Source organism: Pseudomonas sp. NPDC098740 (genome assembly GCF_044760065.1).
GTDB classification, from domain to species: Bacteria; Pseudomonadota; Gammaproteobacteria; order Pseudomonadales; family Pseudomonadaceae; genus Aquipseudomonas; species Aquipseudomonas rossensis.
The window spans coordinates 21,309-42,754 of the sequence record NZ_JBIWAM010000027.1 but is presented as its reverse complement, the minus strand read 5'-3'; the positions used below and the strand labels follow the sequence as shown (position 1 = coordinate 42,754).

The following is a 21,446-nucleotide window of genomic DNA, read 5'->3' as shown; positions in this document are numbered from 1 at the left end:
TTGAGGCGCCGTTTTTTTACCAGTAGTTTTCCACCGCCACTTGCCCGGGTCGGCGACTGAGGCTCAAGTGCATATGGCGCTGTTTGAGCAATTTGCGCGTGTCATCGATCATCTGCGGATTGCCGCAAAGCATGACCCTTGAGTCCTCGGCCGTCAGCGCCAGGCCTGCCGCCCGCTCCAGCTCGCCATTTTCGATCAGCGCAGTGATCCGGCCGCTCAGAGCGCCATGATGCTGCTCGCGCGTGACCGTGGTGATGAACTGCAGCTTGTGCGCAAACTCCGCTAAATAGTCGCGCTGGGCCAACCCGCTGACGAGGTCCTGATAAGCCAGTTCCCGGGCTTCGCGCACACTGTAGACCAGGATGATTCGTTCGAATTTCTCCCAGACCTCGAAGTCCTGCAGGATCGACAGAAACGGCGCCAGGCCGGTGCCTGTGGATAACAACCAGAGATCACGGCCGTCGACAAAGCGATCCAGCGTCAGGTAACCGAAGGCCTGACGCTCGACCAGCAGCGTATCGCCGACTCCGAGCCGACTCAGCTCACTGGTGAACTCCCCCCCCGGCACCACAATGGAAAAGAATTCGAGGAACTCGTCATAGGGCGACGACACCATGGAATAGGCCCGCCATACGGTGCTGCCGTCAGCCTTGGTAACGCCCAGCCGGGCGAATTGCCCTGCACGAAAACGAAAACCCGGATCCCGGGTGGTCCGCAGGGTGAACAGACTGGGGGTCTGCGACTGGACGTCGAGCAAGGTCTGGCGAGTGAATTTTTCTGCACTGGCGGTCATGGGGTGCTCCATTCAACAGATAGCCACAGTGTCCCGCAAAGCGGAGGGCTTAAACACCGGTGATTTGTAGTGGCTTTAGCCAGGGCCTCATTCGCATTGATTTCATAGTACGACTTAACATTAACTATCCAGTTAACGCATAAATCCAAGGCTTTTATAGTAAGCCCGACCTTTCGTTATCCATATCAGTACTCCCTAACGTTAGAACCAGATACTTGTTTAAAAATCACAAACAAAGCCAAAAATTCTCAACACCTTCATAGGAAACATCCTACACTCGGTTCGTGCCGGATCTTGGATCCAAAACGGCAGCCCCATGTAACGTCACATCTGGAGAGACACTATGGAGAGGTGGAAGGAATCACAACTCAACCAATTATCGCGGACAACGGAGATTGAGACTGCCTACCGGATTTCACTGGGTTTCGCGAAAAATATAGGCTTTAAATTTTTTGCCTTTTCAATAACATACCCAACAAAAACTGACCACTTCAATACAGTCCAGCTCAACAACTACCCTACGGACTGGAACATTGAATATGAACAAAAAAATTTCGGTGCAATAGACCCAATAGTGGCTCACTGCAATCACTCCAGGCTGCCTGTCCTATGGAGCGAAGAACTTTTTTCCAAGACCCCGTGCTTGTGGGATGCGCTTGAGAAACAAGGATTGCAGCACGGCTGGTCACAATCGGTCCATGACGAGGACAGTGGTGTTTCCAGCATTCTGAGCCTGGCCAGAAGCCATTGCCCGATCACTGCGTTTGAACTGTATGAAAATCTCGGTTTTTCAGTGTTCATCGGGCGCCATCTGCATGCGTTGATCGCACAGACACTGCCCAGGAAATCGACGAAGCCACCCGTGCCGCATTTGTCCCCCCGCGAGATCGATGTATTGAAACTGGCGGCTGATGGCAAGACTGCGTATGAGAGTGCCAGAATTCTTAACCTCAGCGCACGCACGGTCAATTTCCATGTGCAAAGCGCCATTCTGAAGCTCGGGGTCAATAACAAGATTTCGGCAGTCATCGCCGCCACCAAGGACGGTATTCTCAACAGCAGCGCGATGCGCTGACCCAAAAAACCTGCAAGTAATCCAAAAGAAAAAAACGTACCATTTGCGGTCCCTCCTGAGTGATGACGTGTGAACCTTCACGACGAAGTACACTCGGACGGTTTCGCCCGCTACAACGCCCTTGGGCCGCGGGACACCTGTTGATGACCCCGTTGATTACCCAGAGCCCCGCCTCATGCCCTTGCTCGAAACACCCTTCGCCCGACTCGACCTGATCCGCCAGCCCGAACAGCAGAACGAACCGCTGCAGGCGTTTGATGCCGCAGACGAATACCTGCTCACCCATCTGGCTGACCAACAGCCCTCGGCCGACACTCGGGTTTTGGTGCTCAACGACAGCTTTGGCGCATTGGCTGCCAGCCTGGCGGGCAAGGTTCAAGTGACCAGCAGCGGTGACTCGTTCCTGGCCTTTCAGGGACTGGAAAAAAATCTGATCCGTAACGGCCAGGCGTTTGATGCGGTGCCAAGCGTACCTGCCAGCGAAGCCTTTTCAGGCCCCTTTGACCGGGTACTGATCCGGGTCCCGAAAACCCTCGCCTTGCTGGAAGAACAACTGATTCGTTTGCAGGGTCAACTGGCGCCGGGAGCCCAGGTGATTGCGGCGGCGATGATCAAGCATTTGCCCCGCGCCGCGGGCGATCTGCTGGAACGCTACATCGGGCCGGTGCAAGCCTCGCTGGCAGTGAAGAAGGCTCGGCTCTTGATCGCGACCGCTGAAGTCAAAGCACCTGTCGTGTCCCCCTACCCGACCCGTTATCGACTCGACGCCCCTGAGATCGAACTGCTGAATCACGCCAATGTGTTCTGCCGCGAAGGGCTGGATATCGGCACGCGAGCGTTTTTGCCGCACCTGCCAAAGAACCTCGGCTCAGCGCGGGTTGCCGACCTCGGTTGTGGCAATGGGGTGTTGGCCATCGCCAGCGCCCTGCAAAACCCCGAGGCCCACTACACGCTCGTGGACGAGTCGTTCATGGCCGTGCAATCGGCAGCCGAAAACTGGCGCGCGGCGCTCGGTGTCCGGGAAGTGGTTGTACGTGCCGGCGATGGTTTGGCGGGTCAGGAACCTCAGTCTCTGGACGTCGTGCTATGCAACCCTCCGTTTCACCAACAACAAGTCGTCGGCGACTTCCTGGCCTGGCGCATGTTCCAGCAGGCCCGAGAGGCGCTGGTGGTGGGCGGCGCGCTGTACATCGTCGGCAACCGTCATCTGGGTTATCACAGCAAGCTCGCGCGGTTGTTCCGCGGCGTCGAGCAAGTGGCGGCCACACCCAAGTTCGTGATCCTTAAAGCCCGAAAATAATCCCAGGCAAAAAAAACCCTCCAGCAAAGGAGGGTTGTAGATCCGTGCCGCACGGCAACGGGATGGGATCAGGTGCAAAAAAATCAGTGGGTCGTCAGGCCCGCGGCATTCATGAACATGCGCATCAGGCTGGCCACGATGAACAGCGCCACAACGCTGCCGGTCCAGATCATCGCCAGCCAGCCGAGTCGCTGCCAGAGCGGCTTTTTCTCTGCTGCTTCGATTTCCTGCAAGGAATGTTTACCCGCCTTCATCGCAATCTCCTCTGACGAAATGACGCAGGTCTCAGCCCTGCGCCACTGTCGCGTGCTCTAGTGATAGCCATCTTCGTGGGTGACCTTGCCGCGGAACACGTAGTAGCTCCAGAAGGTGTAACCCAGGATGAACGGGATGATGAACAAAGTGCCCACCAGCATGAAGCCCTGGCTTTGCGGCGGTGCGGCGGCGTCCCAGATCGAGATCGACGGCGGCACGATGTTCGGCCACAGGCTGATGCCCAAACCGCTGTAGCCGAGGAAGATCAGCACCAGCGTCAGCAGGAATGGCGTGTAGTGCGCATTGCGAGCCACCGCGCGGATCAGACCGTACATGGTCACCAGCACCAGAATCGGCACCGGCAGGAACCAGAACAGGTTCGGCAGGGTGAACCAGCGAGCAGCAATATCGGCGTGGGCCAGGGGTGTCCAGATGCTGACAATCCCAATTACCGCCAACACCACGAAGGCCAGTGGTCGTGCCAGGTGATGCATCTGCTCCTGCAACTTGCCTTCGGTCTTCATGATCAGCCAGGTGCAACCGAGCAGCGCGTAAGCCACCACCAGCGCTGCGCCACAGAACATTGTGAACGGGGTGAACCAGTCCAGTGAGCCACCGGCAAACTGACGGTTGACCACTGAAAACCCATCGATGAACGCCCCCAAGGCCACACCCTGGAAGAACGTTGCAGCGATCGAGCCCCCGATAAAGGCCTTGTCCCAGAGGTGGCGCTTGTCATCCTTGGCCTTGAAGCGGAACTCGAAGGCCACGCCGCGGAAGATCAGCCCGATCAGCATAAAAATCAGCGGCAGGTACAACGCCGAGAGCACCACCGAATACGCCAGCGGGAAGGCACCGAACAACGCTGCACCGCCCAGCACCAGCCAGGTTTCGTTACCGTCCCAGACCGGCGCGACGGTGTTCATCATGACGTCACGATCGGTCTTGCCCGGAATGAACGGGAAGAGAATCCCGATCCCCAAATCGAAACCGTCCATGACCACGTACATCATGATGCCGAAGATGATGATCACGGCCCAGATCAGCGGAAGATCAATACCCATGAGTCAAATCTCCTTGGTCAGGCTGGGGCTGTGGTCGCCGTCACCGTTGTCATCGGCGGCGGACAGCGGCCGGGCCGGTGTGCGTTTCTTGCCTGGACCGCCCTCGGGCGTTTCCTTGCCTTCGTCGATCTTCGGCCCTTTGCGCACCAGGCGCATCATGTAGCCAAGCCCGGCACCAAACAGCGCGAAGTACACCACCACGAACAGAATCAGCGTGATGCTCATCTGCATGAAGCTGTGATTGGAGGAGGCGTCCGCCGTGCGCATCAACCCGTAGACCACCCACGGTTGACGGCCGATTTCAGTGGTAAACCAACCGGCGAGGATCGCGATCAGGCCGGACGGCCCCATCCACAACGCCAGATAAAGGAACGGCCGGGAGGTATAGAGCTTGTCGCGTTTACGCAGCCACAGGCTCCACAAACCGGTGAAGATCATCAGGAAACCCAGGCCGACCATGATCCGGAACGACCAGAACACGATGGTCGAATTCGGCCGGTCTTCAGGCGGGAATTCCTTGAGCGCCGGGACCTGTTTGTCCAGCGAGTGCGTGAGGATCAGGCTGCCCAGATACGGGATCTCTACAGCGAATTTGGTCCGTTCTTCTTTCATGTCCGGCCAGCCGAACAGGATCAGCGGGGTCGGCTCATCGCCGTGGTTTTCCCAATGACCTTCGATCGCAGCGATTTTCGCCGGCTGATGCTTGAGCGTGTTGAGGCCGTGAAAGTCACCGATGACCGCTTGAATCGGCGCCACGATCAAGGCCATCCACATGGCCATCGAGAGCATGGTGCGGATCGCCGGGTTGTCCTTGCCGCGCAGTAAATGCCAGGCCGCCGAGGAACCAACGAAGAAAGCAGTCGCGACAAACGCCGCCGTCGACATGTGTAACAGACGGTAAGGGAACGACGGGTTGAAAATCACCGCCAGCCAGTCCACCGGAATCACCTGGCCATTGACGATTTCGTAGCCTTGCGGCGTCTGCATCCAGCTGTTGGAAGCGAGAATCCAGAAGGTCGAGATCAGTGTGCCGATGGCGACCATGACCGTGGCGAAGAAGTGCAGATTGCGCCCGACCTTGTTCCAGCCGAACAGCATGACACCGAGGAAACCGGCTTCGAGGAAGAACGCTGTGAGCACTTCGTACGTCAGCAGCGGCCCGGTCACGGAGCCGGCGAAGTCCGAGAAGCGGCTCCAGTTGGTGCCGAACTGATAGGCCATGACGAGTCCGGAGACCACGCCCATGCCGAAGTTGACCGCAAAGATCTTCGACCAGAAGTGGTACAGATCGCGGTACGTGTCGTTATGGGTTTTCAGCCACAGACCTTCGAGCACCGCAAGGTAACTTGCCAGGCCAATGGTGATGGCGGGAAATAGAATGTGAAACGAAATGGTGAACGCGAACTGAATCCGGGCGAGATCAAGTGCCTCCAAACCGAACATAAGTCTTCCTCTGTCAGGTAATACCGGCTGAAGGCTTGTGGCCTACACCCACTGCCCCCACGGATATGGAGTGCGGCGAATTTGAATTCGTTCTTTTTTTACAAACATCACAACGTAGGGAGTCTGGCCATCTGGCCGCCGGATCAATTCCACGAGCGGTCTTGATCTGGATCAAGCAACGTTAAAAGAGTAGTCCCATTTTTGGCGATGGACGGTGTGGTCTTTTGCCGCGTGACAGGTTGCCTCACCGATGCGGGCCAGCATATCGGTGTCTAGCTAACGAAATTTCCCAACCCTGCAACTTTTGGTTACAGCTTGGTGATAATCTCGACCCTCCCCCCGCTCAAGACCGGCCCTCAGATGCCCAGCCCAGCGCCCTTGCTGTTACGTCATCACCGCCCATTTATCGCGTTCTGGTTGGCTCGGGTGTTTACCGCCAGCGGTTTCCAGATGCTCACGGTGGCCATTGGCTGGAACCTCTACCAACTGACCGGCAATGTGCTCGATCTGGGCTTGGTCGGTCTGGTGGAGTTTGCCCCGCGAGTGCTGTTCATGCTGCACACCGGGCATGTCGCGGACCGCTATGACCGGCGCAAGGTCGCGGCAATCTGTCAGTCCCTGCAAGCGTTGATCGCCCTGTCGCTGGCCATCGGTAGCGCGACCGACAATGTCACCCGGGAGATGATCTTCATCCTCGCGTTCCTGCTCGGTGCCGCCCGCTCCTTCGAAATGCCGACCACTCAGGCCTTGTTGCCGAGCATCGTGCCCAGCGCGCTGTTCCCCCGCGCGGTCGCCGCCGCCCAATCCGCACAGCAATCGGCGACTATCGTTGCCCCGGCCCTCGGTGGGTTGCTATACGCCTTTGGCAGCGTCTGGGTCTATGGCCCGACGGTGATCCTCTACATCATCGCCTGCATGCTGATGCTCAACCTGCCTGCACGGCAGACACCGCTGAACAAGGGCAAGGCAACCCTGGATTCGCTGCTGGCGGGCATCCGCTTCATTCGTAGTCGTCCGGACATTCTCGGGGCGATTTCTCTGGATCTGTTTGCCGTCCTGCTCGGTGGCGCGACGGCGTTGCTGCCGGTGTTCGCCAAGGACATTCTGCTGACCGGACCTTGGGGCCTGGGCCTGCTGCGTTCAGCGCCGGCAGTCGGTGCGCTGCTGATGTCGCTGTACCTGGCGAGATTTGCCGTGGAGCGCAAAGTCGGACGGGTCATGTTCACCGCTGTGGGTGTGTTCGGTGTCGCGACCATTGCGTTCGGCCTGTCGACCTCGTTCTGGTTTTCCCTGGCGGTGTTGGTGGTGTTGGGCGCGGCGGACATGATCAGCATGGTGATCCGCGCCTCCTTCGTGCAACTGGAAACCCCGGACGAAATGCGCGGCCGGGTCAGTGCAGTGAACGGTCTGTTCATCGGCGCTTCGAACCAGTTGGGCGAGTTTGAATCCGGCTTGACCGCCCATTGGTTCGGCACCGTGCCAGCGGTGGTCATGGGCGGTATTGGCACGTTGGTGGTGACCGGGGCGTGGATCAAACTGTTCCCGACCCTGGCCAACCGCGACCGCATGCATGTGCCGGTGGAAGAAGTGAAGGTTTGAAGCAGTTTGTCCGGAGGACTCTCTAGAGCACCAACTCCCCCGCCACCGCCGCTCGCCTGGCTTTGCCGCAGAGTTGTTCCACCAGCGTCAGGGCGAATTGCAACGCCGCCCCTGAACCTTGGGCAGTGATGCAGTTGCCATCGACCACCACCGGTTGATCGACGAAGTTGCACCCCAACAGTTGATGGCTGGCCGATGGCAGGCAGGTCATGCGCCGCTGACGCAGTACGCCAAAGGCTTGCAGCGCCAGCGCCGGGGCCTCGGCGATGCCGGCGAACAGGCGCCCGGCCGCCGCCTGATCCTTGATCAATTGTTGCAGGGGTTGATGCGCCGCCAGATGTTGCGCCCCTACGGCACCGCCGGGCAGGACGATCAGATCGAACGGCTGTGCCAGCACGTCTACCAGCATCGCATCGGACGTCACTCGGGTGCCGCGCGCGCAGGTGAGCATGCGCCGTCCCTCGATGCTGGCCACCACCACTTCAACCTTGGCACGGCGCAGCACATCGATCAGGGTCACTGATTGCAGGTCATCGATGCCCTCGGCGAGGGTAATCAGAGCTCTAAAGGTCATGGGCGCAGTCCACTGGATGATCTTTAAAGCGTAGTCAGCTTTCCTGCCCCTTGTTCGAGCCCGCCGTTACTTGATGTAAAGCTGCGTCGACAGCGTATTGCCTGGCGCGTTGATCGACGTGTTGCTGAAGGTGAACGTGCCTTCCTGTTTACCCGCCAGATCGAAGACATACAGATAGCCGACGGTTTTTTTCCCTGGGGTGCAATCGGTCAGATTGCCGTTATCAAAAGCACAGACCGGGGTCCGGGTGCCGTTCACCTCAAAACCATCCAGCCCGACATGCGCGCTACGACCGTAACCGACTTCCAGCACGTAGACCTTGATGTTCGGTCCGCTGTGATTGCAGCGGGTTTGCTCTTGCCCCAGCGCAATGTCTTCAAAGCCGCAGCCCGGCGACTCGACCTTGAGTACCTTCACCTGACTCAACGGCGCCGCCGATGCAGCCGAGGCGGTGTGTGCCCCCAGGAACAAGGCGATCGCCATTGCGAATACGGCAATCAGACGTTTATTCATGCAATACATAAGTACCCCCAAAACCAGCGCGCAGTATGGCGCACTTGGCTTTACCGCAAAACATCGACGACGATCGCAGCCATAAGCAGCCATAGCCCCACGCTGCTGGTATGATGCGCGGCTTTTTCCGACCCACAGAAAATTACCAGGCGCCAGCAGCGGTCTGTGCTTTGCTGTTGGGGTCGATACATTCACGGCGCCTGGCGCGCCACGGGGAGCAGACATGCTGGAAAGGCTGTTTCAACTCAAGGCACACAACACCAACGTGCGGACCGAGATTCTGGCGGGCGTCACGACCTTTTTGGCCATGGCCTACATTCTGTTCGTCAACCCGAGCATCCTCGGCGAGACCGGCATGGACAAGGGCGCGGTGTTCGTCGCCACGTGTCTGGCAGCCGCCATCGGCTCCACGGTGATGGGCCTGATCGCCAACTACCCGATCGCCCTCGCACCGGGCATGGGCCTGAACGCCTTCTTCACTTACACCGTGGTCCTGCACATGGGCCACACCTGGCAAGTAGCGCTGGGCGCGGTGTTCATCTCGGCGGTGATGTTTTTCCTGTTGTCGATCTTCCGCATCCGTGAATGGATCATCAACAGCATCCCACTGGCGCTGCGTTCGGCGATTGCGGCCGGTATCGGTCTGTTCCTGGCGCTGATTGCCCTGCACAACGCCGGCATCGTGGTCAGCAACCCGGCAACCATGGTCGGTCTCGGCGATTTGAAACAACCAGCCCCGATCCTCGCGACCCTCGGCTTTGCCCTGATTGTGGCGCTCGAAGCGCTTAAAGTGCGCGGCGCGGTACTGATCGGCATTCTGGCCGTGACCATCGCTTCGATCGTGATGGGCTTCACCCCCTTCGCCGGCGTAATGTCGATGCCACCGTCCCTGGCCCCGACCTTCCTGCAACTGGACATTATGGGCGCCCTGGACATCGGTCTGGTCAGCGTGATCTTCGCTTTCCTGTTCGTCGACCTGTTCGACAACTCCGGCACCCTGATCGGCGTCGCCAAGCGCGCAGGCCTGATGGGCAAGGACGGCCACATGCCGAAAATGGGCCGCGCCCTGATCGCCGACAGTACCGCGGCCATGGCCGGTTCGCTGCTGGGCACCTCGACCACCACCAGCTACATCGAATCCGCAGCTGGCGTGAGTGCCGGTGGCCGCACCGGCCTGACCGCCGTTGTCGTAGCGATTCTGTTCCTGTTGGCGCTGTTTTTCTCGCCATTGGCGGCCAGTGTTCCAGCCTTCGCTACCGCACCTGCACTGCTGTTCGTCGCGGTATTAATGACATCCGGCCTGGCCGAAATAGACTGGGACGACATCACCGTCGCCGCACCGGTCGTGGTCACTGCTCTGGCCATGCCGTTCACTTATTCCATCGCCAACGGCATCGCGTTCGGTTTCATCTCCTGGACCGCAATCAAGTTGCTGTCCGGCCGCGGCCGTGAGCTGAACTCGGCACTGGTGATTCTGTCGATTCTGTTCGTGATCAAGTTGGGTTGGTTCAACGCATGACTTTTGATTCCCAGGCTTACGCCGTTCAGCTCGAAGAGAAGGTCACGCGCCTTCGTGACTTGTTGGCCCCGTTCGGTGCGCCAGAACCTGCGGTTTTCGACTCGCCGCTGAAAAACTTCCGCCTGCGCGCCGAATTCCGCCTGTGGCGCGAAGCCGGTGAGCGTCACTACGCGATGTTTTCCCAGGAAGACAAGCGCACGCCGATCCTGATCGAAGAATTCCCGATCGCCAGCCTGCGCATCAACGAGTTGATGCCGCAGCTGAAGGCAGCGTGGCAAGCCAGTGCGGCCCTGAGCCACAAGCTGTTTCAGGTGGAGTTCCTGACCACCCTGGCCGGCGATGCGATGATCACGCTGTGCTATCACCGCCCGCTGGACGAGCACTGGCACACGGCGGCGTCGAAACTGGCAGCCGACTTGAACGTCAGCATCATCGGCCGTTCCAAAGGTAAACGCGAAGTGATCGGTCACGATTACGTGGTCGAGCAGATGGACGTCGGCGGTCGCACCTTCAGCTATCGCCAGCCGGAAGGCGCGTTCACCCAGCCCAACGGCACCGTGAACCAGAAGATGCTCAACTGGGCTTACGACTCACTCGGTGATCGCCCCGACGATTTGCTGGAGCTGTATTGCGGCAATGGCAACTTCACCTTGCCGCTCGCGACGCGTGTGCGCAAAGTGCTGGCCACCGAAATCAGCAAGGCGTCGGTCAACGCCGCGTTGAGTAATCTCAGCGAAAACGCTGTGGATAACGTCACCCTGGTGCGCTTGTCCGCCGAGGAGCTGACCGAAGCCCTGAACGAAGTTCGTCCGTTCCGTCGTCTGCACGGTATCGATCTGAAGAGCTACGAGTTCGGTAGCGTCTTCGTCGATCCGCCTCGCGCCGGCATGGATCCGGACACCTGCGAGCTGACCCGTCGCTTCGACAACATCCTCTACATCTCCTGCAACCCGGAAACCCTGGCGGCCAACATCGCCCAGTTGCACGACACCCATCGCATCACCCGATGCGCAATGTTCGACCAGTTCCCGTGGACCCATCACATGGAATCCGGGGTGTTGTTGACCCGCCGGTAATTGCTGGCGCCAGATACAAATCAGCCGTCATCACGACGGCTTTTTTGTGCGTGCTTAAAGGGGGATATCTGTCTTGCGCGGACGCCCGCCCTTACGGCCATTCGCCCGCGCAGCCTCTGCTTTGGCGGCGCTGCTTTGGCGACCATTACGCGAGGCGATAACCGACGCGGCCATATCCATCAGCGGCTTGCTGGCCGAAACCATCCCGGCGATGGAGACCTGCAGATCCTTGCCCTGGTGGCAAAGGGCTGTCCCGGAAAAGCCGACTTTCAGGTCTGCGAAATCCTCGACGTCGAAATCATCGAACTCCGGATAGTGCTGCACGGGCAACAGCACGCCACTGCCATCAATGAAATTGACCGCCAGGCACGGTTCCACAAAGGTCACCGAAGTCGCCCGCAAACCGCCTTTGTGACGCACTTGGCCACGCTGGATGGCTTCATCCAGCACGGCTTCGGTTACGGGCCGATCCACCAACATTTTTGCTGTTATCGTTTTCATAGTTCGATCTCCACGCCCTCTGGAACGCCCATCAGCGCCAGTAGGGTCTTGTTCGTCTCGGGCTCATAGCAAGCCGAGCCAATCATGCAGGTCGTACTGGCGACCCTTTTTACCACCACGACTTCGCTGGTTTGCCAGTCCCATATCTGATGATCGAGGCAGACCGTGTGCAGCTTGTCCCACCAGATACACCGAGCGCGGCGCAAATGAGCGGGTTGTCCGAGCGCGTGACGCAACCCTTCCAGCACCGCCACAGGTGGCCTGCGAGAATGAGGAACCACGTCCCACAGTTCGACACTGTTGTGCCAGAAGCTGAATTTGAAGCGCGCACTCCAGGTTCCGGCATCCACATGTGCATGCGGCGGGCAGTGCTCATCGCGCAACATGATCACCATTGAAAACCCTTTGTAGCTGAATAATCTCATGCTAACCCATCCGTTAGGTTAATGAGCCCGAAGACCCGACATTCCCTGGAAAATCCGATAACTGGCGCTGTGTTGAATCATCACTGCGACTTTTGAGACTAGCGCCAAGGCTCGGCTCGAGCCGGTGGAGAACACCGCAAAATGGTAAGCAATCCTTTCCTCGCGCCGACAAAAAAGCCGTCTCGAGGACGGCTGTCTTGGCTTGTCAGGAAATCAACCCGACTGTTTTTTTCGATATTCGGTGGTGGTGATGCCCGCATACCCCCAGTTATCCGTGTCGACTTCCTCGATCACAATGTGGGTCAGCTCCGGAGGCTGCCGCTGCTCATCACGAACTCACTGTATCTGTGTGCAGGCATCTGATAAATACTGACTCACACACTTCATTTGATCCCCGGTGTAATCAATCATGCAGCGACAATTCGACGATCTCCAACTGGGCAGCATCGAACTGTTTTGTCTGGCGGCCGAAGCCGGCAGTTTTACCGCCGCCGCGCTGGTGGCCGGCGTGACGCCCGCCGCCGTGAGCCGTTCGGTGTCGCGCATGGAGGAACGCCTGGGCGTGCGGTTGTTCGCCCGCACCACCCGCAGCGTCAAACTGACCGACAGTGGTCGGCGGTATTACGAGGAGTGTCGCCAGGCGCTGGCGCAATTGGTCGAGGCCCAGCGTGAGGTCATGGGTCAGCAGCAACAGCCTTCCGGCACCTTGCGCATCAGCATTCCCACCACCTATGCCCATCACCGGATTCTGCCGTTGTTGCCGGCTTTTCGGGCACGCTTTCCAGCGGTGAAGGTCGAGTCGCACATCAGCAATCGCAACATCGATTTCGTCGGTGAAGGCTATGACATGGCGATCCGCGTGCGGGCGATTCCGGACTCCGGCCTGATCGCCCGACAGTTGGAAGACGCCGCGCTGGTGATGATTGCCAGTCCTGACTACCTCAAGCACGCGGGCATTCCACAAACGCTGGATGATCTTAAACAGCACGAGTGCATCCAGTACGAATTGCCCAGCAGCGGTCGGCGGATTGCCTGGCTGTTCAACGACAATGGCGTGCACCGGGAGATACTGGCCGAGGGCAATCTCAGTTGTTCCGACGATGTGCTGGGCGGCGTGACCCTGGCCAAACATGGCGCGGGACTGTTTCAGACCTATCGCTTCATCGTCGAAAACGAACTGGCCGATGGCTCGCTGGTGGAAGTGCTCAAGCCCTATGGCGGACGCTCGCGACCGTTCACCCTGCTCTACCCGCAAACTCGCCATATGCCGTTGCGTTTAAGGGCGTTCATCGATTTTCTGGTGGAGCATCTGCCTCGCTGAAAAGCCGAAACCGTCCGATCACCGCACACAATAACCCTGCGAACCTGCTCTTCAATTGATCAATTTAACCAGCTAGTACAATTTATCTCCACAGGCTGAACCCTCGGCCAATGCCAAAAATAATAAGTGGAGAGACTCCGATGCCCCCTATCGTTCTGGTGCTCAACGGTCCGAATCTGAACCTGCTCGGCACCCGTGAACCGGCGACTTACGGTCACGAAACCCTGGCCGACATCTCAGCCTTGTGCGGTCGTGCCGCCGAAGAGTTCGGCCTGGCGGTGGAATTTCGCCAGACCAATCATGAAGGCGAACTGCTCGACTGGATTCACGCCGCCCGCGGCCGTTGCGCCGAGATCGTCATCAACCCGGCCGCCTGGACCCACACCTCGGTCGCGATCCGCGATGCCCTGGTCGCCAGCGAATTGCCGGTGCTCTGCTGAACATTTTCGACGTGGAGATAAGCCGCACCCAGAGCCTGGCGGACAACCTCAATCAACATTTCGGCGTCGGCCGGGCGGTGGCGGGTCATGATTTGCCGAGCACCCTGGCCCAGGCTGACGGTCTGGTGAACACCACCCCCATGGGCATGAAAAAACTGCCGGGCATGCCAGTGCCGGTGGAGCTGCTTCGAGGTGAGTTATGGGTGGCGGAGATCGTTTACTTCCCGCTGGAAACCGAACTGCTGCGCAACGCCCGCGCGTTGGGTTGCCGAACGCTGGATGGCGGCAACATGGCCGTGTTTCAGGCGGTGAAGGCGTTTGAGTTGTTCAGCGGCGTGGTGCCGGATGCGCAACGGATGCTCGAGCATTTTCAGAGTATGAATGGTTAAACATCAAAAGATCGCAGCCTGTGGCAGCTCCTACAATGGATGGCGCACATTCTGTAGGAGCTGCGCAGGCTGCGATCTTTTAAAATGAATCAGGCCTCCAGATACCGCAAAACCGACTCGCAAATCATCTCTCGATGACGCTGCTTGATGCTTTCGTCCGGCAAGTCGACCTGAAAGATCTCACCGAAAGTATGGCGGTTCGACACGCGATAGAAGCAGAACGAGCTGATCAGCAGATGCACATCCAACGGCTCGAGCCCGGATCGGAATACACCTTCTTCAGCACCGCGACGTAAAATCTCGCCCAGTGAATCGAGAATGGTGTTGTTCATCGCCTTGATCGCATCGGAGCGCTTCACGTATTCAGCGTTGTGAATGTTCTCGATGCTGACGATACGCACAAAATCGACATTGTGATCATGGTGATCGAAGGTGAATTCCACCAGCCGCCGAATCGCCTCCACCGGCGCCAGTTCGGCCAGGTGCAGACGGTTTTCGGTGCTGCGGATATCGCCGTAGAGTTTCTCCAGCACCTCGACGTAGAGCTGTTCCTTACTGCCGAAGTAGTAATAGATCATGCGTTTTGAGGTGTGGATGCGCTCGGCAATCGCATCGACGCGAGCGCCGGAAAGCCCCTGCTGGACGAACTCGACAATCGCCTCTTGAAGGATATTCTCGCGGGTCTTTTCCGGGTTGTTCTTGCGACTCTTGCGCGGCTCGACAATCGGTTCGTCGGCCGCTGCGGAGAGTTCTGAAGTTATCGTCATTGCGGGCTCACGGCCATCACTGCACAGGTTGGCGATTATGGGCCGCGCCGCACAGTGAAGGAAGCCGCGCGGCAGCGGTTTGTATCCGTGTTTACGATTTTCCTACAACTTTGCCTGACGTACGGCACCGCTTCGAGACTTGGCGATGGCCGCCAGTCGCACCGCGACGTTGGCTGCGCCGTAACTTGCGTAACCGTTCTTGCGCTGGATGATCTCGAAGAAGAAGCGTCCTTCGAACGGTTCGGTATTTGGTCGACAGGTGAAAGCCGCAGGTTTCTGCCGCCCCTCGGAGTAGCCGGCGATGGCTTGCGACTGGGTGAAAGCGCTGGCGCCCGAGTCAACACCGACATGGCCTCCCCCGTGGCCTGGGCACCGGTTTCGCAAGTACCACACAAGGACGGCAGCCTCTGCCACTTCCCGCACATCATCGAGCGCGGCAAACCGGGGATCATGGCGTGTTGAGCAACGGCCAGCGCTTTGTCAACGAAGCCAACGGCTACTACGACTATGTGACGGCCATGGTCGCCGCCGCCCCGAAAGGCGAAGCGGTCGCCTCCTGGCTGGTCTGCACTCATGGCTTTCAGCGGCGTTATGGTCTGGGTATCTCTCGGCCGTTTCCGGTGCCGCTGTCATCCTTTGTCCGCAGCGGCTATCTGAAAACCGGCAACCATCACCGGGTTGTACGCAGCAGGCAGTGACATGGCCAGCATCATGGGCGGGCACTACCCCGCCGGCGGCATCAATCTTGGCCCGGCGCTGACCTTCGGCTACATCGCCGCGCGGCATATCGCCGGTATTAGCGCTTACGAACAGGAGATCGACCATGCAGCGCATCGTTAACGCACAGGGTTTGAACAAACGCGAACGCCAGGTCAATCCGGATTTTGCGCCGGTGTGGGATGCGTTCGACCGGTAATTCCCTCGACGCAGGCGGTCGCCTGCTCGATAAAAACCCGTCGCCTGAAGGAATTAGATGGGTTGTCCGTGTTCAATACGAGTCAGGAAGACTCCCGGCCACCCACCACAGGTTGCCGGGAAGGCTGCTGTGCGCAACAAAAGATGGACGACCGGACTGGCGCCGCTCCCACTCAGCAGCAACACTCATCCCACGGACAATCAGAGGGTTCCCACATGCTATGGAAAAAAGGCCGACGCAGCGACAACGTGGTCGATGCCCGTGGTGGTGGTGTCGGCGGTGGCGGGATGCGCTTCGGTGGCGGCAAGGGCCTGAGCCTGACGGCGATTATCTTGATCGTCGGGATCGGCTGGATCACCGGCCAGGACCCGATGCAAATCCTCGGGCAACTGACCGGACAAATGAGCGAGCAATCGGCACCGGCACCGACTCAAACCCGCAAGGCGCCACCGGCCACTGATGAAGGAGCCGAGTTCGTGCGCTCGATCCTCGGCGATACCGAAGACACCTGGGGTCAGATTTTCCAGCAGGCCGGTCGTCAATATAAGGACCCGACCCTGGTGCTGTTCAGCGGCCGCGTCAACTCGGCCTGCGGTCTGGCCAGTTCGGCTACGGGCCCGTTCTATTGCCCGGCGGACCAGAAGGTCTACCTGGACATGAGTTTCTTCCAGGAAATGTCCCAACGTTTTTCCGCCGCTGGCGACTTCGCTCAGGCCTACGTGATCGCTCACGAAATCGGACACCATGTGCAGACCTTGCTCGGTGTTTCGGCGAAGATTCAGACCGCCCGCCAACAGGGTCGGCAGATGGAAGGCGACGGTGGTTTGCTGGTACGCCAGGAATTGCAGGCCGATTGCCTGGCCGGAGTCTGGGCCAATAATGCGCAGAAACGGCTGAACTGGCTGGAACCCGGTGACATCGAAGAAGCCTTGAACGCCGCCAATGCCATCGGCGATGACCGTTTGCAGCAGCAAGGTCAGGGGCGTGTCGTCCCGGACTCGTTTACTCATGGTACGTCGGCGCAAAGGGTGCGCTGGTTCAAAACCGGATTTGCGCAAGGCCAGGTTGGCCAGTGCGATACCTTTGCAGCGAAAAATCTATAAATGAATAAGTGGCTGTTAGCTCTACTGATCACCTGCGCAAGCGCACAGGCTGCCGAGCATGCGGTCAAGGACGTCAGCCCCGGGCGCCTGCTGTTGACTTCAGGTGAAATCGCGGTGGGCATCGGCCCGGCGCCGACGAAAATCGAACGCGTGCTGATCATCATCCATGGTCGATTGCGCAATGCCGATACCTATCGCCAGAGCGCCGTGCACGCGGCCGAACAGGCCGGGCAAACCGCGAGTACCTTGGTGATCGCCCCGCAATTTCTCAATGACACCGACGTCGCGGCCCATCCCGTGGCTGACAGCGTATTGCGCTGGCAGGGCAATGACTGGATGGCGGGCGGTTTATCCACCGCTCCGTTTTCCATGAGTTCCTACGCGGCGCTCGACGAAATCATCGCCCGAATCGGCGACCGGAAACAGTTTCCGGACGTGAAGCAAATTGTCATTGCCGGTCACTCCGGCGGCGCTCAGGTGGTGCAGCGATACGCGTTGCTGGGCCACGATCAGCCAGCGCTCAAGGCGGCCGACATACAGGTGCGTTACGTCATTGCCAACCCGTCGTCTTATGCGTACTTCGATGAACGACGGCCGGTGGCGTTCAAACACGCCGGTTGCCCGAATTTCAATCGCTGGAAATATGGGCTGGCAAATTTACCCGCCTATGCCGAAGGGCAAACCGCCAAGCAGCTGGAGGAAAACTACGTCAAACGCGATGTCGTTTATCTACTCGGGCAGCAGGACAGCGACCCTAAGCAGCCGGCGCTGGATAAAAGCTGTGAAGCCCAAGCTCAGGGAGCCAATCGATTGGCTCGCGGGCGCAATTATTTTGCTTATCTGAAGCGGCTGCATCCTCAAGGTTTGAATCAGCAGCTGATTGAAGTGCCCGGGGTCGGGCATGACGGGGATGGGATGTTTAACTCGCCGCAGGGGCAGAAAGCGTTGTTTCAATAAAAGCAAAAAGATTTTGAATCTCAAGCCGACAACATTTCCCGCAACGCCACGCAATCGGCGGCATGCCAATCCGTCAATTCCGGCCAGGGATTATCCGGCAGGTTCACCAACACCGTCCGCGTCCCTGCCGCCCGACCGCAATCCAGATCAAAGCGGTAATCGCCGACCATCACCATCTCACTGGCCGGGACATTCCAGGCCTGGGCCAACTTCAGCAAACCACCGGGATGCGGTTTTGGCGGTGCTTCATCACGGCCCAGCACATCTTCCACCGCAAAACAGTCGGCCAGGCCGATCGCCTCCAGCGTGACGTGCGCCAGTTCGCGAGCATTGCGCGTGAGAATGCCCAGGCGATAACCGCGCCCGGCCAGCTCACGCACCAGTTCTACCGCACCCGGTGCCGCTTTCGAACCCAGCGCCAGGTCCCGCTCGTGTTCCAGCAACCACGCATGTTTGGCTGCGGCTTCATCGGCCGGGAGCGCGGCGAGGTGGGTGAGGATGTCGTCTTCGGCAGGAATCGCCAACGCCACGCGGATCGCCGCGAAGTCATGCACGGCCACCGTCAGGGTGCCGTCCATGTCGAACACCCAGTGCCGCACCTCGGCCAGGCTCATGCCCAATCCTTGCGGTGGCGAATCAGGCCTTCCTGCGTGACCGAAGCCACCAATTGCCCGGCGCGGTTGAACACGCTGCCACGGGAGAAACCGCGCGAGTTGCCCGCCCAAGGACTGTCCATCGCATACAGCAACCAATCATCGGCACGTAGATCCTGATGGAACCACAGCGCGTGATCGAGGCTGGCAACCTGCATGTCTTTCTGCCAGACCGATTTGCCATGGGGCTGCATCGAGGTGGTCAACAGGCCGAAGTCCGAGGCGTAGGCCAGCAGGTATTTATGCAGCGCCGGGGAGTCGGCCAAGGCACCGTCGGCGCGAAACCAGACGTATTTGATCGGATCGGACGGTTGCGGGTTGTAGGGATCTTTCTCGGTGATCGGTCGGAACTCGATCGGTTTCGGGCACAGAAATTTTTCGCGCATGTGCTCGGGAATCAGGTGCGCGCGCTGTTGAGTGAGTTCCAGCTCCGACGGCAGGTTTTCCGGGCCGACCACAACCGGCATCTCGGCCTGGTGCTGAAACCCTTCTTCGTCGTACTGGAACGACGCACTGCAGGTGAAAATCGGGTTACCCTTCTGGATCGCCGTCACCCGACGCGTGCTGAAACTGCCACCGTCGCGCACCCGATCAACCTGATAAACCACAGGCAGCGCGGAATCGCCCGGACGCAGGAAATAGCCGTGCATCGAATGCACGTGGCGCGCTTCTTCGACCGTCTGACTGGCCGCCGACAGGGACTGACCGATCACCTGACCGCCGAACAGCTGACGAAAACCCAGGTCCTGGCTGCGGCCACGGAACAGGTTTTCTTCGATCGGTTCCAGGGTCAGCAGGTCAACCAGATCATCCAACACTTGGCTCATTCAGACTCTCCTCACACAACGCATGCCGCGCAGTCTTGGCTGCGACGGTCGATTCAATTTCTGGCCAGGGCCCATGGGCGCCATTGTAAACGTCCGTGCCGGCTTATCCATGCAAGGTTTGCAGCCATTGTTCACGGGTGATGCGGTACAGCGCATGGTGACGCAGGGGATGATCGGCGGCGAGCATCGGGTGGTCGAAATCATCGACTGAATCATGGTGCATGCCGATTGCCTGCATGACTTTCTGCGACGGCATGTTGGTTTCGCTGGTGAAGGACACCACTTCTTTCAGCGCCAACCGGTCAAACCCGCAGCGCAGAGCGGTCCACGCCGCTTCACTGGCGTAGCCAAGGCCCCAGTGCTCGCGGGCCAGGCGCCAGCCGATTTCGGTGGCCGGGGTAAAACGCGCGTCGAAGCCGACCTCTGCGAGCCCGGTAAAACCGATGAACGCCCCGGTGTCCTTGCGCTCCAGCGCCCAGAGACCGAAGCCATGCTCGGCAAAATGGCCACGAATCCGTCCGATCAATGAAGCACTTTCCAGTCGACTCAAGGGCGCCGGAAAATATCGCATCACCTGTGGATCGGCGCACATCGCCGCAAACTCCGGCAAATCCTCATCGCGCCACTGCCGCAACAGCAGTCGTGCGCTCTCGAGTTCCAGTATCGGTTCCATCGTGCCCCCCCCGTTCCCATGCCGCAAGTCTACATCGCTGGTAGGATCCTTCACTCATTCCTACCTACCGTCCTGTATAAATCAGCCATGCCCCTGCCCCTGATCTACCACGAAGACTACAGTCCCGAGTTCCCGGCGGATCACCGCTTCCCCATGGACAAGTTTCGCCTGTTGCGCGATCACCTGGTGGACAGCGGACTGACCCGCGACGCCGACCTGCTGCGCCCCGACCTCTGCCCGCCAGAGATTCTCGCGCTCGCACATGACCCTGCGTATATCGAACGTTACATGGGCGGCGAGTTGTCCCGCGAAGACCAGCGGCGCCTCGGGCTGCCGTGGAGCGAAGCCCTGGCCCGGCGCACGGTGCGGGCGGTTGGCGGCTCGCTGCTGGCGGCCGAGCAGGCGCTGGAACATGGTTTGGCCTGTCACTTGGCCGGCGGCACCCATCACGCTCACTACGACCATCCTGCCGGGTTCTGCATCTTCAATGACCTGGCGGTGATCAGCCATTTCTTGCTGGAAAGCGGCCGTGTGAACCGGGTACTGATCTTCGACTGCGATGTGCATCAGGGCGACGGGACTGCACGGATCCTGCACAACACCCCGGAGGCTGTGACCGTTTCCCTGCACTGCGAGAAGAATTTTCCCGCACGCAAAGCCGAAAGTGACTGGGACATTCCACTGCCCAAGGGCATGGGCGATGCCGATTACCTGAAGGTGGTGGACGATGCGCTCAACTATTTGCTGCCGCTCTATCAACCGGATCTGGTGCTGTATGACGCCGGCGTCGATGTGCATAAAGATGACGCGCTCGGCTACCTGAAGCTGACAGACGAAGGCGTCGCCGCTCGCGATGAAAGCGTGATGCGTCATTGCCTGGGCCGGGATATTCCGGTGGTCGGGGTGATCGGCGGCGGCTACAGCAAAGACCGCAAGGCGTTGGCGCGCCGTCATGGAATCCTGCATCACAGTGCGCAACGGGTCTGGCAGTCATCAGGTTGTCAATGAGGTGTGAGTCTTTACCCACAATGCCTGTGGATAACCTGAGTGAAAGCTCCTGCAGGCTATGTGCTGTGTAGCCTACAGAGCGCTGGTTGTTTTTTGATCACTATCTTATAAACACAACAGAGCCCATGTGGGAGCGAGCTTGCTCGCGATGGCGGCGGCACATCCAGCAATTGAAGTGACTGTCAGACCGCTATCGCGAGCAAGCTCGCTCCCACAGGGAATGGTGCTGATAGAATGCTCGGCTTCATTCCGCCA

21 protein-coding genes and 5 pseudogenes are annotated in these 21,446 nt (G+C 59.2%); 12 read left to right on the top strand and 14 right to left on the bottom strand.

Annotated features, from left to right (window positions below):
• Positions 1-16: 16 nt before the first annotated feature.
• Complete coding sequence (locus tag ACIQU2_RS24725; protein WP_403144598.1) at positions 17-793, bottom strand: ferredoxin--NADP reductase; 777 nt, start codon at positions 791-793, stop codon at positions 17-19.
• A 343-nt stretch (positions 794-1,136) separates the two neighbouring features.
• Here ACIQU2_RS24725 and ACIQU2_RS24720 point away from each other — a divergent pair, with 343 nt between their 5' ends.
• A complete protein-coding gene (locus ACIQU2_RS24720; RefSeq protein WP_403144596.1) occupies positions 1,137-1,868 on the top strand; it encodes an autoinducer binding domain-containing protein in 732 nt (243 codons plus the stop codon).
• A gap of 175 nt (positions 1,869-2,043) precedes the next feature.
• A complete protein-coding gene (locus ACIQU2_RS24715; protein ID WP_403144593.1) occupies positions 2,044-3,168 on the top strand; it encodes a methyltransferase in 1,125 nt (374 codons plus the stop codon).
• Between the two features lie 83 nt (positions 3,169-3,251).
• On the opposite strand, the gene ACIQU2_RS24710 is transcribed toward ACIQU2_RS24715, so the two are convergent.
• From ACIQU2_RS24710 to ACIQU2_RS24700, 3 genes are read right to left on the bottom strand one after another with little or no spacing between them, the layout of a single operon-like run.
• Positions 3,252-3,422: a DUF2474 domain-containing protein gene (locus ACIQU2_RS24710; protein ID WP_082555883.1), complete on the bottom strand. Its 171-nt coding sequence runs from the start codon at positions 3,420-3,422 to the stop codon at positions 3,252-3,254.
• Between the two features lie 57 nt (positions 3,423-3,479).
• A complete protein-coding gene (gene cydB, locus ACIQU2_RS24705; protein ID WP_140893751.1) occupies positions 3,480-4,487 on the bottom strand; it encodes a cytochrome d ubiquinol oxidase subunit II in 1,008 nt (335 codons plus the stop codon).
• A gap of 3 nt (positions 4,488-4,490) precedes the next feature.
• Complete coding sequence (locus ACIQU2_RS24700; RefSeq protein WP_347803853.1) at positions 4,491-5,930, bottom strand: cytochrome ubiquinol oxidase subunit I; 1,440 nt, start codon at positions 5,928-5,930, stop codon at positions 4,491-4,493.
• 360 nt (positions 5,931-6,290) lie between these two features.
• Between ACIQU2_RS24700 and ACIQU2_RS24695 the strand changes: the two genes are divergently transcribed.
• Positions 6,291-7,529: an MFS transporter gene (locus ACIQU2_RS24695; RefSeq protein WP_403144588.1), complete on the top strand. Its 1,239-nt coding sequence runs from the start codon at positions 6,291-6,293 to the stop codon at positions 7,527-7,529.
• Between the two features lie 22 nt (positions 7,530-7,551).
• On the opposite strand, the gene ACIQU2_RS24690 is transcribed toward ACIQU2_RS24695, so the two are convergent.
• Positions 7,552-8,103, bottom strand: a complete 552-nt coding sequence (locus ACIQU2_RS24690; RefSeq protein ID WP_403144586.1) for a DJ-1 family glyoxalase III — start codon at positions 8,101-8,103, stop codon at positions 7,552-7,554.
• A gap of 66 nt (positions 8,104-8,169) precedes the next feature.
• The gene (locus tag ACIQU2_RS24685) at positions 8,170-8,625 is read right to left on the bottom strand and encodes a DUF4879 domain-containing protein (protein WP_403144583.1); all 456 of its coding nucleotides are present in this window, start codon (positions 8,623-8,625) and stop codon (positions 8,170-8,172) included.
• Positions 8,626-8,839: 214 nt separating this feature from the next.
• On the opposite strand from ACIQU2_RS24685, the gene ACIQU2_RS24680 reads away from it, so the two are divergent.
• Both ACIQU2_RS24680 and trmA read left to right on the top strand, forming a co-directional pair.
• Positions 8,840-10,135 carry an NCS2 family permease gene (locus ACIQU2_RS24680; protein ID WP_403144581.1) on the top strand — a complete coding sequence of 432 codons (1,296 nt, stop codon included), beginning with the start codon at positions 8,840-8,842 and terminating at the stop codon, positions 10,133-10,135.
• Positions 10,132-11,211 carry a tRNA (uridine(54)-C5)-methyltransferase TrmA gene (gene trmA / locus ACIQU2_RS24675; protein WP_347803848.1) on the top strand — a complete coding sequence of 360 codons (1,080 nt, stop codon included), beginning with the start codon at positions 10,132-10,134 and terminating at the stop codon, positions 11,209-11,211. The genes ACIQU2_RS24680 and trmA overlap by 4 nt, the downstream gene beginning before the upstream one ends.
• 54 nt (positions 11,212-11,265) lie before the next feature.
• Here the strand turns inward: trmA and ACIQU2_RS24670 are convergent, their stop codons facing one another.
• From ACIQU2_RS24670 to ACIQU2_RS24660, 3 genes and pseudogenes are all read right to left on the bottom strand, one after another.
• A complete protein-coding gene (locus ACIQU2_RS24670; protein WP_403144577.1) occupies positions 11,266-11,712 on the bottom strand; it encodes a DUF2442 domain-containing protein in 447 nt (148 codons plus the stop codon).
• Positions 11,709-12,137 carry a hypothetical protein gene (locus tag ACIQU2_RS24665; RefSeq protein WP_056744643.1) on the bottom strand — a complete coding sequence of 143 codons (429 nt, stop codon included), beginning with the start codon at positions 12,135-12,137 and terminating at the stop codon, positions 11,709-11,711. Before ACIQU2_RS24665 ends, ACIQU2_RS24670 begins: the two co-directional genes overlap by 4 nt.
• Before the next feature lie 213 nt (positions 12,138-12,350).
• Positions 12,351-12,449, bottom strand: a pseudogene (locus tag ACIQU2_RS24660) (4-oxalocrotonate tautomerase family protein); the annotation flags it as partial.
• 97 nt (positions 12,450-12,546) lie between these two features.
• Between ACIQU2_RS24660 and ACIQU2_RS24655 the strand changes: the two are divergent.
• The 3 genes and pseudogenes from ACIQU2_RS24655 to ACIQU2_RS24645 form a co-directional block, all read left to right on the top strand.
• The gene (locus ACIQU2_RS24655; protein ID WP_095130673.1) at positions 12,547-13,458 is read left to right on the top strand and encodes a LysR family transcriptional regulator; all 912 of its coding nucleotides are present in this window, start codon (positions 12,547-12,549) and stop codon (positions 13,456-13,458) included.
• A gap of 140 nt (positions 13,459-13,598) precedes the next feature.
• A pseudogene (locus ACIQU2_RS24650) lies at positions 13,599-13,892 on the top strand (type II 3-dehydroquinate dehydratase); the annotation flags it as partial.
• Positions 13,892-14,287, top strand: a pseudogene (locus ACIQU2_RS24645) (shikimate dehydrogenase); the annotation flags it as partial. The pseudogenes ACIQU2_RS24650 and ACIQU2_RS24645, both read left to right, overlap by 1 nt.
• A gap of 89 nt (positions 14,288-14,376) precedes the next feature.
• Here ACIQU2_RS24645 and ACIQU2_RS24640 read toward each other — a convergent pair.
• Together ACIQU2_RS24640 and ACIQU2_RS24635 are read right to left on the bottom strand one after the other, a co-directional pair.
• On the bottom strand, positions 14,377-15,054 hold the full coding sequence (locus tag ACIQU2_RS24640) for a TetR family transcriptional regulator (protein WP_403144572.1): 678 nt from the start codon (positions 15,052-15,054) through the stop codon (positions 14,377-14,379).
• Positions 15,055-15,156: 102 nt separating this feature from the next.
• Positions 15,157-15,300, bottom strand: a pseudogene (locus ACIQU2_RS24635) (hypothetical protein); the annotation flags it as partial.
• 9 nt (positions 15,301-15,309) lie between these two features.
• Here ACIQU2_RS24635 and ACIQU2_RS24630 point away from each other — a divergent pair.
• From ACIQU2_RS24630 to ACIQU2_RS24620, 3 genes and pseudogenes are all read left to right on the top strand, one after another.
• Positions 15,310-15,894, top strand: a pseudogene (locus ACIQU2_RS24630) (FAD-binding protein); the annotation flags it as partial.
• 291 nt (positions 15,895-16,185) lie between these two features.
• The gene (locus ACIQU2_RS24625; RefSeq protein WP_403144569.1) at positions 16,186-17,073 is read left to right on the top strand and encodes a neutral zinc metallopeptidase; all 888 of its coding nucleotides are present in this window, start codon (positions 16,186-16,188) and stop codon (positions 17,071-17,073) included.
• The gene (locus ACIQU2_RS24620) at positions 17,074-18,030 is read left to right on the top strand and encodes an alpha/beta hydrolase (protein ID WP_403144566.1); all 957 of its coding nucleotides are present in this window, start codon (positions 17,074-17,076) and stop codon (positions 18,028-18,030) included.
• Between the two features lie 20 nt (positions 18,031-18,050).
• On the opposite strand, the gene ACIQU2_RS24615 is transcribed toward ACIQU2_RS24620, so the two are convergent.
• The 3 genes from ACIQU2_RS24615 to ACIQU2_RS24605 form a co-directional block, all read right to left on the bottom strand.
• Entirely contained in the window at positions 18,051-18,644 is a 594-nt protein-coding gene (locus ACIQU2_RS24615) for an HAD family hydrolase (RefSeq protein WP_403144564.1), read from the bottom strand.
• Positions 18,641-19,510, bottom strand: coding sequence for an acyl-CoA thioesterase II (tesB, locus tag ACIQU2_RS24610; protein ID WP_008149206.1), 870 nt, complete (start codon positions 19,508-19,510; stop codon positions 18,641-18,643). The genes ACIQU2_RS24615 and tesB overlap by 4 nt, the downstream gene beginning before the upstream one ends.
• 103 nt (positions 19,511-19,613) lie before the next feature.
• A complete protein-coding gene (locus ACIQU2_RS24605) occupies positions 19,614-20,183 on the bottom strand; it encodes a GNAT family N-acetyltransferase (protein WP_403144562.1) in 570 nt (189 codons plus the stop codon).
• Between the two features lie 87 nt (positions 20,184-20,270).
• Here ACIQU2_RS24605 and ACIQU2_RS24600 point away from each other — a divergent pair, with 87 nt between their 5' ends.
• A complete protein-coding gene (locus ACIQU2_RS24600) occupies positions 20,271-21,191 on the top strand; it encodes a histone deacetylase (RefSeq protein WP_403144560.1) in 921 nt (306 codons plus the stop codon).
• Positions 21,192-21,446 lie beyond the last annotated feature (255 nt).